At 66.4% G+C, this 14213-nt stretch carries 12 protein-coding genes; all 12 read left to right on the top strand.

The window, feature by feature from the left end; all coding sequences use genetic code 11:
- The first annotated feature begins 207 nt into the window (after positions 1-207).
- Positions 208-675, top strand: coding sequence for an ATP synthase subunit I (locus tag M5C98_RS22045; protein WP_272549605.1), 468 nt, complete (start codon positions 208-210; stop codon positions 673-675).
- A gap of 21 nt (positions 676-696) precedes the next feature.
- Positions 697-1575, top strand: a complete 879-nt coding sequence (atpB, locus tag M5C98_RS22040) for a F0F1 ATP synthase subunit A (protein WP_272549603.1) — start codon at positions 697-699, stop codon at positions 1573-1575.
- A gap of 51 nt (positions 1576-1626) precedes the next feature.
- Entirely contained in the window at positions 1627-1875 is a 249-nt protein-coding gene (gene atpE / locus M5C98_RS22035) for a F0F1 ATP synthase subunit C (RefSeq protein WP_092745139.1), read from the top strand.
- A gap of 34 nt (positions 1876-1909) precedes the next feature.
- On the top strand, positions 1910-2380 hold the full coding sequence (locus M5C98_RS22030; RefSeq protein ID WP_092745140.1) for a F0F1 ATP synthase subunit B: 471 nt from the start codon (positions 1910-1912) through the stop codon (positions 2378-2380).
- Between the two features lie 12 nt (positions 2381-2392).
- The gene (locus M5C98_RS22025) at positions 2393-2935 is read left to right on the top strand and encodes a F0F1 ATP synthase subunit delta (protein ID WP_272549602.1); all 543 of its coding nucleotides are present in this window, start codon (positions 2393-2395) and stop codon (positions 2933-2935) included.
- Between the two features lie 43 nt (positions 2936-2978).
- The gene (atpA, locus tag M5C98_RS22020) at positions 2979-4532 is read left to right on the top strand and encodes a F0F1 ATP synthase subunit alpha (RefSeq protein WP_272549601.1); all 1554 of its coding nucleotides are present in this window, start codon (positions 2979-2981) and stop codon (positions 4530-4532) included.
- A gap of 18 nt (positions 4533-4550) precedes the next feature.
- On the top strand, positions 4551-5417 hold the full coding sequence (gene atpG, locus M5C98_RS22015; RefSeq protein WP_272549600.1) for a F0F1 ATP synthase subunit gamma: 867 nt from the start codon (positions 4551-4553) through the stop codon (positions 5415-5417).
- Positions 5418-5453: 36 nt separating this feature from the next.
- Positions 5454-6860, top strand: coding sequence for a F0F1 ATP synthase subunit beta (gene atpD, locus M5C98_RS22010; protein ID WP_272549599.1), 1407 nt, complete (start codon positions 5454-5456; stop codon positions 6858-6860).
- Positions 6861-6984: 124 nt separating this feature from the next.
- Positions 6985-7401 (top strand): F0F1 ATP synthase subunit epsilon, encoded by a 417-nt coding sequence (locus M5C98_RS22005; protein ID WP_092745245.1) that lies wholly within the window; start codon positions 6985-6987, stop codon positions 7399-7401.
- Between the two features lie 340 nt (positions 7402-7741).
- Positions 7742-9046 carry a ligase-associated DNA damage response exonuclease gene (locus tag M5C98_RS22000; protein ID WP_272549598.1) on the top strand — a complete coding sequence of 435 codons (1305 nt, stop codon included), beginning with the start codon at positions 7742-7744 and terminating at the stop codon, positions 9044-9046.
- Positions 9043-10770: an ATP-dependent DNA ligase gene (locus M5C98_RS21995; protein ID WP_272549597.1), complete on the top strand. Its 1728-nt coding sequence runs from the start codon at positions 9043-9045 to the stop codon at positions 10768-10770. Before M5C98_RS22000 ends, M5C98_RS21995 begins: the two co-directional genes overlap by 4 nt.
- A 376-nt stretch (positions 10771-11146) precedes the next feature.
- Positions 11147-14206 carry a ligase-associated DNA damage response DEXH box helicase gene (locus M5C98_RS21990; protein WP_442867302.1) on the top strand — a complete coding sequence of 1020 codons (3060 nt, stop codon included), beginning with the start codon at positions 11147-11149 and terminating at the stop codon, positions 14204-14206.
- Positions 14207-14213 lie beyond the last annotated feature (7 nt).

Here is a 14213-nt window from a genome sequence, read left to right as displayed (position 1 = left end):
GCCATTTTGATTGGGTTCAGGGCTGTGAGCACTCCCTAAAGCATGCACCTTGGCAGGGCGGCTCACGTTGGCCGATCACCACAACGGAGCAAACGTGCGCCCGCTTTCATGCCGACCTGAGAGGGTCATTGCTGGATGAAAGTGGTTTCTACTTATAATCAGGGGCTTTGTGAAAGTTTCGGTCTGTAAAGTGGGCGTCATTCCTCGATGAAAACAAACGCTCCCGATCACGAAACTGAGGCTGAAGATTCCGACTTCAAGCCCCTGTCAGCCGAAGAGGCTGTTCAGTGGCGTTTGCGGCATCCGCGAATTTCCGTTTGGCGAATCGTCTGGGGTCAGGCATTCGTCGGAGTGCTGGCTGCCCTGGTGGCATGGCTGGTTTCCGGCAAGCCCACCGTGGCTTGGTCCACGGGGTATGGCGCACTGGCTGTGGTAATTCCCGCTGCCCTGTTCGCTCGCGGAATGGCCCGGCATCAAACTTCCGCAGGAAGTGCGATGACTGGCTTGTTCGGCTGGGAGTTGGTCAAGGTTGCAATGACCGTTGCCATGCTGGCGGCGGCGCCCCGGCTGGTTCCGGGGCTGAGTTGGCTGGCATTGCTGGCCGGCATGGTAGTGACGATGAAAACGTACTGGATCGCCCTCATGGTGCGGCCCGGTGTCCGAAAAACCGATTGATATTGATAGAAGAGTTGTCCGATGGCCGCAGAAGCGCATGCACCGACTGCCAGTGAATACATCGTTCACCACTTGCAGCATCTCCAGAACATCAAGCAGAAGTCCATCGTCGATTTCTCCGTGGTGAACTTCGATTCCGTGATCGTGGGTTTGGTTCTCGGTTTCATCGCACTTTTTGTTTTCTGGCGTGCGGCGCGCACGGCGACCTCCGGCGTGCCGGGCCGCTTCCAGGCCGCGGTCGAAATCCTGGTCGAGATGGTGGACAACCAGGCCAAGGCCAATATCCACAACGCCGAAAGCCGCAAGTTCATTGCGCCCCTGGCTCTGACTGTGTTCGTCTGGATCTTCCTGATGAATGCCATGGACATGCTGCCGGTCGATCTGCTGCCTGCCATCTGGGCCCAGATCTACGGTGCCGCCGGCCACGACCCGCATCACGCCTACCTGCGCGTGGTGCCCACCGCCGACCTTTCCACCACTCTCGGCCTGTCGTTCGCCATCCTGGTGCTTTGCCTGTACTACAGCGTGAAGATCAAGGGCCTGGGCGGCTGGGCGCATGAACTGGTCACCGCACCGTTCGGCACCAGCAAGAATCCCGTCTTCGCCCTGATCCTGGGCGTGGTCAATCTGCTTATGCAGATCATTGAATACATTGCCAAGACCGTGTCGCATGGCATGCGGCTGTTCGGCAACATGTACGCTGGTGAGTTGGTGTTCATGCTGATTGCCCTGATGGGCGGTGCTGCTGCCATGTCGCTTTCCGGTGTGTTGCTCCCTCTGGGGCACATCATTGCAGGCTCGATCTGGGCGATCTTCCACATCCTGGTGATCACCCTGCAGGCCTTCATTTTCATGATGCTTGCGCTGATCTATCTCGGCCAGGCGCATGAATCTCACTGATCCTTTCCCTTTCTTTTTCAACCTTTCTTTCTTTTCATCCTAGGAGTCATCATGGAAAACGTTCTCGGTCTCGTCGCTCTGGCTTGTGGTCTGATCGTGGGTCTCGGCGCTATCGGCGCTTCGATCGGCATCGCACTGATGGGTGGCAAGTACCTCGAAGCGTCCGCTCGCCAGCCTGAGCTGATCAATGAACTGCAAACCAAGATGTTCATCTTGGCCGGTCTGATCGACGCCGCCTTCCTGATCGGCGTGGCCATCGCGCTGCTGTTCGCTTTCGCCAACCCCTTCGTCCTGGCCTAAGCTCCGTTCAACGCCCAACTAGAAAGGTGTTGCCGTGAGTATCAACGCGACCCTGTTCGTTCAGGCCATCGTCTTTCTGATCCTGGTGCTGTTCACGATGAAGTTCGTGTGGCCCCCGATCGCGAAGGCCCTGGACGAGCGAGCCCAGAAAATCGCCGATGGCCTCGCTGCCGCCGACCGTGCCAAAACCGAATTGACCGCTGTGAACCAGCGCGTCGAGAAGGAACTGGCCCAGACGCGCAACGAAACGGCATCGCGTATTGCGGACGCCGAGCGCCGCGCTCAGGCCATCATCGACGAGGCCAAGGCCCGTGCGACCGAGGAAGGCAACAAGATCGTCGCCGCTGCCCGCGCAGATGCCGAGCAGCAGTCGATCCAGGCCCGTGAAGCCCTGCGCGAGCAGGTCGCTGCGCTGGCCGTCAAGGGCGCCGAGCAGATTCTCCGCAAGGAAGTCAACGCTGGCGTCCACGCCGACCTGCTGAACCGCCTGAAGACCGAGCTGTAAGGAGCGACGCACATGGCAGAACTCGCCACCATTGCCCGCCCTTACGCGGAAGCCCTGTTCAAGGCCAGCACGTCCCAGCCGGGTGCCGACCTGAACGGCACCGTGGCCTGGGTGGAAGAAGTGGCGGCGATTGCCGCCAATCCCCAACTGCGCCAGTTGGCGGACAACCCCAAGGTGACCGCCGAACAGGTGTTCGACGTCATCACGGGCGTGGTTCGTAGCGCGCTGCCCGAGGCGGCCCGCAACTTCCTGCGCGTCATCATCGAGAACGGCCGTGTGGACGCGCTTCCCGAAGTGGCGGCCCAGTTCCGCGCGCTGGTGAATCGGCGCAACGGCTCTTCCGATGCCGTGGTGTTCAGCGCATTTGCACTGGACGCCGCCGCGTTGGCCGGCCTGGACGCAGTGCTCGAAAAGCGCTTCGGCCGCAAGCTGAATGTCTCGGTACAGGTGGACGAATCCCTGATCGGCGGCGTTCGCGTAGTCGTGGGAGACGAGGTGCTCGACACCTCCGTCAAAGCCCGTCTGGAACAAATGAAAGCGGCCCTCACTGCGTAAGCGGCTTGAGGTCTCGGCTAACCAAAGAAAGAAGGAAAGAGTCATGCAACTCAATCCCGCAGAAATTTCTGAACTGATCAAGAGCCGCATCGAAGGTCTGGCAGCCAGCAGCGATATCCGCAATCAGGGCACCGTGGTGTCCGTGTCCGACGGTATCGTGCGCGTGCACGGCCTGTCCGACGTGATGCAGGGCGAAATGCTGGAATTCCCGGCCAACAAGGAGGGCGCGCCTTCCTACGGCCTGGCGCTGAACCTGGAGCGCGACTCCGTTGGCGCCGTGATTCTGGGCGAATACGAGCACATCTCCGAAGGCGATACCGTGAAGTGCACGGGCCGCATTCTGGAAGTGCCCGTGGGCCCTGAACTCATCGGCCGCGTGGTGAACGCACTGGGCCAGCCGATCGACGGCAAGGGTCCCATCAACGCCAAACTCACCGATGTGATCGAAAAGGTCGCTCCGGGCGTGATCGCCCGCAAATCGGTGGACCAGCCCCTGCAGACCGGCCTGAAGTCCATCGACTCCATGGTGCCTGTCGGCCGTGGCCAGCGCGAGCTGATCATCGGCGACCGCCAGACCGGCAAGACGGCCGTCGCCATCGACGCCATCATTGCCCAGAAGGGTCAGGGCGTGACGTGTATCTACGTCGCCATCGGCCAGAAGGCATCGTCCATCAAGAACGTGGTGCGCTCCCTGGAGCAAGCTGGCGCGATGGAGTACACGATCGTGGTGGCCGCTTCGGCTTCCGAGTCCGCCGCCATGCAATACGTGTCGGCCTACTCCGGCTGCACGATGGGTGAGTACTTCCGCGATCGCGGCGAAGACGCGCTGATCGTCTATGACGATCTGTCCAAGCAAGCCGTGGCCTACCGCCAGGTTTCGCTGCTGCTGCGCCGCCCGCCAGGCCGCGAAGCCTACCCTGGCGACGTGTTCTATCTCCACAGCCGTCTGCTGGAGCGTGCTGCCCGCGTGAACGCCGACTACGTCGAAGCCTTCACCAAGGGTGAAGTCAAGGGCAAGACCGGTTCGCTGACCGCACTGCCGATCATCGAAACGCAAGCCGGCGACGTGTCCGCCTTCGTTCCGACCAACGTGATCTCGATCACGGACGGCCAGATCTTCCTGGAAACCAGCCTGTTCAACGCAGGTATCCGCCCCGCCATCAACGCCGGTATTTCGGTGTCGCGCGTCGGTGGTGCTGCCCAGACCAAGATCATCAAGAGCCTGTCCGGCGGTATCCGTACCGACCTGGCCCAGTACCGGGAACTGGCTGCGTTCGCGCAGTTCGCCTCCGACCTGGACGAAGCCACCCGCAAGCAGCTGGACCGCGGTGCCCGCGTGACCGAACTGCTCAAGCAAGCCCAGTACAGCCCGCTGCCCATCTCCCTGATGGGTGCCACGCTGTTCGCAGTGAACAAGGGCTTCATGGACGACATCGAAGTCAAGAAGGTTCTCGAGTTCGAACACGGCCTGCATCAGTTCCTGAAGTCCAGCCATGGCCCTTTGCTGGCCAAGCTGGAGCAGGCAAAGGCCATGGACAAGGACGCTGAAGCCGAATTGACCGCCGCCATCGGCGCGTTCAAGAAGTCGTTCGCCTAAACCGAACGAGGAATCATCATGGCAGCAGGCAAGGAAATACGCGGCAAGATCAAATCGGTGGAAAACACCAAGAAGATCACCAAGGCCATGGAAATGGTGGCCGCGTCCAAGATGCGCAAGGCGCAGGAGCGGATGCGCTCGGCCCGTCCTTACAGCGAGAAGATCCGCAACATCGCCGCCAACCTCGGCAAGGCCAACCCGGAATACGTTCATCCTTTCATGAAGGAAAACGATGCCAAGGTGGCCGGTGTCATCGTGGTGACGACCGACAAGGGTCTGTGTGGGGGCATGAACACCAACGTGTTGCGTGCCGTGACCACCAAGCTGCGCGAGTTGCAGTCCGCTGGCGTGTCCACCGAGGCCGTGGCCATTGGCAACAAGGGCCTGGGTTTCCTGAACCGCGTCGGTGCCAAGGTGGTTTCGCATGTCACCGGCCTGGGCGACACGCCCCATCTGGACAAGCTGATCGGCCCCGTGAAGGTGCTGCTCGACGCTTACGCCGAAGGCAAGATCAATGCGGTGTACCTGGGGTACACCAAGTTCATCAACACCATGCGGCAGGAGTCGGTGGTGGAGCGTCTGCTCCCCCTGTCTTCCTCGCAGATGGAAGCCGAGAAGACCGAGCACGGCTGGGACTACATCTATGAGCCCGATGCGCAGAGCGTCATCGACGAATTGCTGTTGCGCTATGTCGAATCCCTGATCTACCAGGCCGTGGCAGAAAACATGGCCTCCGAGCAGTCCGCGCGCATGGTGGCCATGAAGGCCGCCACCGACAACGCAGGCAGCGTCATCGGCGAGTTGAAGCTGGTCTACAACAAAACGCGCCAGGCAGCGATCACGAAAGAGCTTTCGGAAATCGTGTCCGGCGCTGCTGCTGTGTAAACAGACAGCTCAACCCATATTTATTTGGAGCAAAAAATGGCTCAAGTGCAAGGCAAGATTGTTCAATGTATCGGCGCCGTGGTGGACGTGGAGTTCCCGCGCGACCAGATGCCCAAGATTTACGACGCCCTGAAGCTCGACGGTTCCACCCTGACGCTGGAAGTGCAGCAGCAGCTGGGCGACGGCATTGTGCGCACCATCGCCCTGGGCTCGTCCGACGGCCTGCGCCGCGGCATCCTGGTGACCAACACTGGCAACCCCATCACCGTGCCCGTGGGCAAGGCGACCCTGGGCCGCATCATGGACGTGCTGGGCGCGCCCATCGACGAACGTGGTCCGGTGAGCCAGGAACTCACGGCCTCCATCCACCGCAAGGCCCCTGCGTACGACGAACTGTCGCCTTCGCAAGAGTTGCTGGAAACCGGCATCAAGGTGATCGACCTGGTGTGCCCGTTCGCCAAGGGCGGCAAGGTGGGCCTGTTCGGCGGCGCCGGCGTGGGCAAGACCGTGAACATGATGGAACTCATCAACAACATCGCCAAGGCCCACAGCGGCCTGTCGGTGTTCGCTGGTGTGGGCGAGCGGACCCGCGAAGGGAACGACTTCTATCACGAGATGGCCGATTCCGGCGTGGTGAATCTCGAGAAGCTCGAAGACTCGAAGGTCGCCATGGTCTACGGCCAGATGAACGAGCCCCCAGGCAACCGCCTGCGCGTGGCCCTGACCGGCCTGACGATCGCCGAGTCGTTCCGCGACGAAGGCCGCGACGTGCTGTTCTTCGTGGACAACATCTACCGCTACACGCTGGCCGGTACCGAAGTGTCCGCCCTGCTGGGCCGCATGCCTTCCGCCGTGGGCTACCAGCCTACGCTGGCCGAGGAAATGGGCCGCCTGCAAGAGCGCATCACCTCCACCAAGGTCGGCTCGATCACCTCCATCCAGGCCGTTTACGTGCCAGCGGATGACTTGACCGACCCATCGCCTGCCACGACGTTCGCCCACTTGGATTCCACCGTGGTGCTGTCGCGTGACATCGCTTCGCTGGGCATCTATCCCGCCGTGGACCCGCTGGACTCGACCAGCCGCCAGCTCGACCCGCAAGTCGTGGGCGAAGAGCACTATGCAGTGGCCCGCGGTGTGCAAGGCACGCTGCAGCGCTACAAGGAACTGCGAGACATCATCGCCATTCTGGGCATGGACGAACTGGCACCGGAAGACAAGCTGGCTGTGGCCCGCGCCCGAAAGATCCAGCGTTTCCTGTCGCAGCCGTTCCACGTGGCCGAAGTGTTCACGGGCTCGCCCGGCAAGTACGTGCCCCTGTCCGAAACCATCCGTGGTTTCAAGATGATCGTGGCCGGCGAGTGCGATCACCTGCCCGAGCAGGCGTTCTACATGGTCGGCACCATCGACGAAGCCTTCGAAAAGGCCAAGAAGGTCGCGTAAGGCGGCGCAATCGGCTGCCCGCCCTATGGGTGAGCGTGTCATGCAGGTGCTTCAAAGTACCCGCGGCGCGCCAACCGACCGGGCTGCCGATTCCTAGCTTTCCCGACTTTTGGAAGGAACCACCATGAACACCATTCACGTCGATGTCGTCAGCGCCGAAGAATCCATCTTCTCCGGCGAAGCGCGGTTCGTCGCTCTGCCCGGCGAAGCCGGTGAGCTGGGCATCTATCCCCGCCACACCCCGCTGATCACGCGCATCAAGCCCGGCTCGGTGCGCATCGAGATGGCCGACGGCGGCGAAGAGTTCGTCTTCGTGGCCGGTGGCATTCTGGAAGTGCAGCCCCACCGCGTGACGGTGCTGTCCGATACCGCAGTGCGCGGCAAGGACCTGGATGACGAGAAGGCCAACCAGGCCAAGGCTGCTGCCGAAGAGGCCGTCAAGAACGCCAAGAGCGAACTGGACCTGGCCAAGGCGCAATCGGAACTGGCCGTGATGGCCGCGCAGATCGCTGCGCTGCGCAAGTTCCGCCAAAAGCGCTGATCGATTGAACGGCTCTCCGTTCCTTCTGTGACAAGCCGCCTTCGGGCGGCTTTTTTCATGGGCGGCTGAAATGAAGCTGGCGACACGGCGACACGGCGACACGGCGACACGGCGACACGGTTGCAGGGGGCTCTGGAGGTGGAGCTGGACGCGGCAAGACGCACGGTAGGCGCCGGCTGACACAGGCATGCGGCGTTCCGCACCCGGGCGAAAGAAGGGTGGGCGATAGCATTCGGCATGCAAGCGCACACAGCACTTCCTTCTACGCACGGCGCATTGGGCGGCGGGGTCAGACAGGTCGCTCGTCGGCGCTTCTCTCCTTTCGCGAAAGACACCGGACATGGCGCGCGGTGAGGTCGATCTGATCGTCGCGCGCCCCGAAGGCCTTTATTGCACGGCGGGCGATTTCTACATCGATCCCTGGCGGCCGGTGGAGCGGGCGGTCATCACGCACGGTCATTCGGACCATGCGCGCGTGGGCCACGCCCACTACCTGGCCCACACCGACAGCGAGGGCGTGCTTCGGGCCCGGCTGGGCGCCGACATCGCCTTGCAGACATTGGCTTATGGCGAAGCCATCGAACACCACGGCGTGCGTCTGTCGCTGCACCCTGCGGGCCATGTGCTGGGGTCCGCCCAGGTGCGGCTGGAACACGGCGGACGGGTTTGGGTCGCGTCAGGCGACTACAAGACCGAGGCCGATGGCACCTGCGTCCCGTTCGAGCCGGTGCGCTGCGACACCTTCATCACCGAATCCACTTTCGGCCTGCCCATCTACCGCTGGCCCACGCAGCCCGTGCTGTTCGCCGACATCGACGCCTGGTGGCGCGCCAATGCCGCGCAGGGCCGGCCTTCGGTGCTGCTGTGCTACGCCTTCGGCAAGGCCCAGCGCATCCTGCACGGCGTGGACCGGAGCATCGGCCCGATCGTGGTGCATGGTGCGGTGGAGCCGCTCAATGCGGTGTACCGCGCGGCGGGCGTGGATCTTCCGCCCACCTTCCGCGTGACCGACCCGGGCGTGGACGCGCAGATGCTCAAGACCGCGCTCGTGCTGGCCCCGCCGTCTGCCCAGGGCACGCCCTGGATGCGCCGCTTCGCCCGCCATGCCGATGCGTTCGCCAGCGGCTGGATGCAGTTGCGCGGCACGCGCCGCCGCCGGGGCGTGGACCGCGGGTTCGTGATGTCGGACCACGCGGATTGGCCCGGCCTGCAGCGGGCGATCGGGGCCACCGGGGCCGAACGCGTTTTCGTGACCCACGGCAGCGTGGCCGTGCTGGTGCGATGGCTGTGCGAGCAGGGGCTGGATGCGCAGTCGTTCCACACGGAATACGGCGACGAGGATGACCAGGAGGCGGCTGGCGCGCAGACGGCGCCGGCGCAGGCCGCGGCACAAGCCCTGGAGGCGGAGCGTGAAGGCAATGCCGCCACGCCCGCCATCGCATTGCCGGGGGGAGATGCCCCACTGCTTGCCGACGCCGCGTTGCCTCCGCAGGGTCCGGGCGACGTCGCTGCCGCAGCAACGAAGGCCCGATCGAAGCGCGCGGTCAAAGACGCCGACCGAAGCACGGACAGCGTTCACACCCCGCCAGCTGGCAAAGCGGTGCCCACTTCCGAGCCCGAGTCCCCACCTTCGTCCGCGCCATGAAGGACTTCGCCGCGCTCTACCGCGCGCTCGACGCCAGCACCTCCAACCTTGCCAAGCAGGCCGCGCTGCAGGCCTACCTGCGCGCGGCGGCGCCGGCCGATGCGGCCTGGGCGGTGTATTTCCTGGCAGGCGGCAAGCCGCGCCAACTGGTTCCGACCAAGCTCCTGCGCGCCCTGGCGCGCGAGGTGGCCTGCTTGCCCGAATGGCTGTTCGACGAAAGCTACGAGGCCGTGGGCGATCTGGCCGAGACCATTTCGCTGCTGCTGCCCGCGCCCACGCAAGTGCAGGCGCTGGGCCTGGCCGAATGGATGGAGCACCACCTGCTTCCCCTGCGCGGCATGCCGCCCGAAGCGCTGGAGGCCACGTTGCGCGCGCAGTGGGCCAGCCTCGCGCCCGAAGAGCGGCTGGTGTATTTCAAGCTCATCACCGGCGCGTTCCGGGTGGGGGTATCGCGCCTTCAGGTGACGCAAGTGCTGGCCGCGGTCAGCGGCGTGGATGCCAAGCGCATCGCGCAGCGGCTCATGGGCTACACGCACATCGGGGCCCGTCCGGGCGAGGCCGATTACCTTCGCCTGGTCGCGGCGGAGGGCGAGGGCGGCGATGCCGCCGAGGGCGAGGCCCGCGGCCACCCCTATCCCTTCTTTCTGGCGCACCCGCTGCAACTGCCGGTGTCGCAATTCGACACGGTGCTCGGCCCGCCTGCGCAGTGGATCGTGGAGTGGAAGTGGGACGGCATCCGGGCACAGATCGTGCGCCGTGGCGCCCTGGCTGCGGATGGCAAGGATTCGGCCGAGGGGGCCGGCGCCAATGCGGGCATCTGGATCTGGTCGCGCGGCGAGGAGTTGGTGAGCGACCGATTCCCCGAGCTGCAGTCGCTCGGCGCCGCGCTGCCCGACGGCACGGTACTCGACGGCGAGATCGTCGTCTGGCGCGCGGCCGAGGGCGGCGCCGCGGCCCATGTGCGGCCGTTCGCCGATCTGCAAAAGCGCATCGGCCGCAAGACCCTCACGCCGAAGCTGCTGCGCGAACTGCCCGTGGTGCTGCTCGCCTACGACCTGCTGGAGGAGGGAGACCAGGACCTGCGCCAGCGGCCCCAGCACGAACGCCGGGCGCGGCTCGATGCGCTGCTGGCGCGCGTGGCGCACCCGGCGCTGGTAGCCAGCCCCGTGCTGCAAAGTGAGCGCTGGGACGATCTCGCCTTGCAGCGCGAACAGGCCCGCTCGCTGGGCGTGGAGGGCATGATGCTCAAGGCCCGCGATGCCGGGTACGGCGTGGGCCGCACGAAAGACGTGGGCACCTGGTGGAAGTGGAAGATCGACCCCTTGAGCATCGACGCCGTGCTGATCTACGCCCAGCGCGGCCACGGCCGGCGCGCCAGCCTGTACAGCGACTACACCTTCGCCGTGTGGGATGGCCCGCCGGGCACCGAGGGCCGCGCGCTGGTGCCGTTCGCCAGGGCCTACTCCGGCCTGACCGATGCCGAGATGGCGCGCGTGGATGCGGTCATCCGCAAGACCACCGTCGAGACCTTCGGCCCGGTGCGCAGCGTGCGGCCCACGCTGGTGTTCGAGCTGGGGTTCGAGGGCATCGCCCGCAGTTCACGCCACAAGAGCGGGATCGCCGTGCGCTTTCCGCGCATGCTGCGCTGGCGCGAGGACAAACCCGTGGCCGAGGCGGATTCGGTGGACACCCTGGCGGCCTTGTTGCCGAGGTCCGATGCGTGAGCGCCGCAGGTCCCGTGCCGCTCATTGAAGAAGACCGCGAAAGGGCGGCATTTCTGGGCCGGGCGGTGGCCCGGCGGCCGGCGCATCCCGCGGTGGTCCACCCCAAAAAGACGCTTCGGAAAAAGGCGGCGCATTCCGCCTGCCTGCGCTTTTCGGCCGGCTGCCTGCGATGCGCTCGGCGATCGGCGGATGGGCCTGCGCGCTGCGCCGCTTTGCACTCCGGAATGGTCCAGCCGTTTGTGCGGCAACCCGTGCGCGCCGCGGCGCACCCGCAGCGGGGCGCCGAAGCCACCCGGCCTCCGGTGGCCCGTGGCTGGGTTCGCGCGGGCCAGGCGCTGTCTGTCTTCAGGCAAAGCCCTTTGCCGCGGCCGGAGGCCTGGCGGTGACCCGGTCTGCGGTGCAGCGCGCGGTGGCCGACTGGTTCGCGCAGCGGGACTGGAAGCCGTTTCCGTTCCAAAAGCAGGTGTGGAAGGCCATGGCGGAAGGCCGCTCGGGCCTGCTGCATGCGACGACCGGGGCTGGCAAGACCTACGCGGTGTGGCTGGGGGCTTTGCAGGCGCTGGCAGGGGCTTCGGAGGGTTTTGAGCCAAATCGGCCTTCGCCGCAATCAACACTAGGGGATGATGCTATAAAAAAAGTAGCAACCCCTTCGCGGGGGCGGCACAGCACCGCCGCGCCGCTCACGGTGCTGTGGCTCACGCCCATGCGGGCGCTGGCGGCCGACACGCTCAAGGCGCTGCAGGCGCCGCTCGATGCGCTGGCGCCGGTGCACGGCGGCGTGGCGCGCTGGACGGCCGGCGCGCGCACGGGCGATACCGCCAGCGGCGAGCGCAGCGCGCAGTCGCGGCGGCTGCCCACGGTGCTGGTGACCACGCCCGAGAGCCTGTCGCTGCTGCTGGCGCGCGGCGATGCACGCGAGGCGCTGTCGTCCGTGCAGCTCGTGGTGGCCGACGAATGGCACGAACTGCTGGGCAACAAGCGCGGCGTGCAGGTGCAGCTGGCCATCGCCCGCCTGCAGGGCTGGAACCCGGCGCTGCGCGTGTGGGGCATGTCGGCCACGCTCGGCAACCTGGAGGAAGCCATGCACACGCTGCTGGGCCAGCCGCCCGGTTGTCAGGGCGGCGGCTGCGCCGAGGGCGTGCTGGTGCAGGGCCGGGTGGACAAGCGCCTGGTGGTGGACACGCTGCTGCCCGACCACCCCGAGCGCTTTTCCTGGGCCGGCCACCTGGGCCTGTCGATGCTGCCGGCCGTGGTGCGCGAGCTGGCCGGCACGCGCACCACGCTGGTTTTCGTCAACGTGCGCTCGCAGGCCGAGGTCTGGTACAAGGCCATCCTCGATGCGCGGCCCGACTGGGCGGGCGAACTGGCCATCCACCACGGCTCGCTGGACCGCGGCGTGCGCGAATGGGTCGAGGCCGGGCTCAAGGCCGGGCGGCTGCGGGCGGTGGTGTGCACCTCCAGCCTGGACCTGGGCGTGGACTTCCTGCCCGTGGAGCGCGTGCTGCAGATCGGCTCGGCCAAGGGCATCGCGCGGCTGCTGCAGCGCGCAGGGCGATCGGGCCATGCGCCCGGGCGGCCGTCGCGCATCACCCTGGTGCCCACCCACAGCCTGGAGCTGGTCGAGGCCGCCGCCGCCCGCGCCGCGGTGCAGGCGGGCCAGGTGGAGATGCGCGCCAGCCCGCGCCGCCCCGTGGACGTGCTGGTGCAGCACCTGGTCACCGTCGCCCTGGGTGGCGGCTTCGAGCCCGATGCGCTCTATGCCGAGGTGCGCCGCACGGCGGCCTATGCCGACCTGCCGCGCGCCGTGTGGCAGTGGTGCCTGGACTTCGTGCACCGGGGCGGGCCGTCGCTGGCCGTGTACCCGGACTACCAGCGCGTGGTGCCTGACGAGGGCGGCGTGTGGCGCATGCCCGATGCGCGCCTGGCGCGGCGCCACCGCGCCAACATCGGCACCATCGTGAGCGATGCCAGCATGGTGGTGCAGGTGCTGCACGGCGCGCGCCTGGGCACCATGGAAGAGAGCTTTCTGTCGCGCCTGTCGGCCGGCGACTGCTTCGTGTTCGCAGGCCAGGTGCTGGAGATGGTCCGCATCGAGGACATGACCGCCTACGTGCGCCGCGCCGCGCGTGGCCGGCCCACCGTGCCGCGCTGGGCGGGCTCGCGCATGCCGCTGTCCACGGTGCTGGCCGATTTCGTGGTGCGCCAGCTCGCGCTGGCGGCGGACGGCGACTACCGCTCGCCCGAGCTGAAAAGCGTGCGCCCGCTGCTGGACGTGCAGCAGCGCTGGTCGGCCCTGCCCACGCCCGGCACGCTGCTGGCCGAAACCCTGCGCACGCGCGAAGGCTGGCACCTGTTCCTCTACCCCTTCGCCGGGCGGCACGCGCACACCGGCCTGGCCAGCCTGTTCGCCTGGCGCGCTGCGCAGGGCGAGGCGGGCACCTTCTCGATCGCGGTCAACGACTACGGCCTGGAGCTGCTCAGCGCCACCGAGCGCGACTGGGCGGCCCTGTTGCCCGAGCTGCTCAGCACCCGCGCCCGTGCAATGCCCGGCGCCCCCGCTGAATCACCCGATGCATCCGGCGCATCCGGTGCACCCACCTCGGTCCCGCGGCTGCCCGCCAGCGAAGCCCTGGCCATCCGCAACACCGCCAATGCCGCGCGGGCCGAGGCCGACGATTCCGCGGGCCATCCCCTGCCCGAAACCCCGCACGGCGACCCGGAGCGCCAGGCCCTGCTGCACGAAGTGCTTGCCAGCCTGAATGCCACCGAGATGGCACGGCGGCGCTTTCGCGAGATCGCACGCGTGTCGGGCCTGATCTTCCAGAGCCACCCCGGCGAGCGCCGCAGCGCACGCCAGCTGCAGGCGTCGTCGCAGCTGTTCTTCGAGGTCTTTCGTAAATACGACACCACCAACATGCTGCTGCGCCAGGCCGACGAAGAGGTGCTCAGCCAGGAGCTGGACGTGGCCCAGCTCCTGGCCGCTTTGCGCCGCATGCAGGGCCAGCAACTCGTGGTGCGGGCGCTGCTGCGGCCGAGTCCGTTCGCCTTCCCGCTCATGGTGGAGCGCTTTCGCGAAAAACTCACCAACGAACACCTGGCCGACCGCATCGCCCGCATGCTCGCGCAACTGGACAGCGCTGCCGATGCGCGCGGCCCGGCGGCCGATGCCGCGCCCCGCATGCAGGACGTGGTGCCGCCCGACCCGCCCTTGCGCGCGCCGCGGCGGCGCCCCACCAAGGCATCTGCTGCGGCGGCCAGCGAACCGCAGGCCATGGCCGAAGCCCCATCGGCGCCGAATGACCCCATGCAGGCCGCGACAGCCGAGGTGCGCCGCACGCTGGATTTCTCGCTCACCGCGGCCGACGAATCCGCCCCGGGCGGTGCCGCGAAGCGGCGCCGGGAGCGGAAGCCCTCGCGGCCGCTGCCCCGGCTGTGAGGGGAAA

The sequence above is a fragment of the Acidovorax sp. NCPPB 3576 genome (assembly GCF_028473605.1).
In the GTDB taxonomy this organism is placed as follows: domain Bacteria; phylum Pseudomonadota; class Gammaproteobacteria; order Burkholderiales; family Burkholderiaceae_C; genus Paracidovorax.
This window is presented reverse-complemented; position numbering and strand designations above follow the sequence as displayed.

Excerpts from the sequence above, each read along its gene's own strand:
- M5C98_RS22045 (WP_272549605.1), top strand. The coding sequence starts at position 208 with ATGAAAACAAACGCTCCCGATCACGAAACTGAGGCTGAAGATTCCGAC.
- atpB (WP_272549603.1), top strand. The coding sequence starts at position 697 with ATGGCCGCAGAAGCGCATGCACCGACTGCCAGTGAATACATCGTTCAC.
- atpE (WP_092745139.1), top strand. The coding sequence starts at position 1,627 with ATGGAAAACGTTCTCGGTCTCGTCGCTCTGGCTTGTGGTCTGATCGTG.
- M5C98_RS22025 (WP_272549602.1), top strand. The coding sequence starts at position 2,393 with ATGGCAGAACTCGCCACCATTGCCCGCCCTTACGCGGAAGCCCTGTTC.
- atpA (WP_272549601.1), top strand. The coding sequence starts at position 2,979 with ATGCAACTCAATCCCGCAGAAATTTCTGAACTGATCAAGAGCCGCATC.
- atpG (WP_272549600.1), top strand. The coding sequence starts at position 4,551 with ATGGCAGCAGGCAAGGAAATACGCGGCAAGATCAAATCGGTGGAAAAC.
- atpD (WP_272549599.1), top strand. The coding sequence starts at position 5,454 with ATGGCTCAAGTGCAAGGCAAGATTGTTCAATGTATCGGCGCCGTGGTG.
- M5C98_RS22005 (WP_092745245.1), top strand. The coding sequence starts at position 6,985 with ATGAACACCATTCACGTCGATGTCGTCAGCGCCGAAGAATCCATCTTC.
- M5C98_RS22000 (WP_272549598.1), top strand. The coding sequence starts at position 7,742 with ATGGCGCGCGGTGAGGTCGATCTGATCGTCGCGCGCCCCGAAGGCCTT.
- M5C98_RS21995 (WP_272549597.1), top strand. The coding sequence starts at position 9,043 with ATGAAGGACTTCGCCGCGCTCTACCGCGCGCTCGACGCCAGCACCTCC.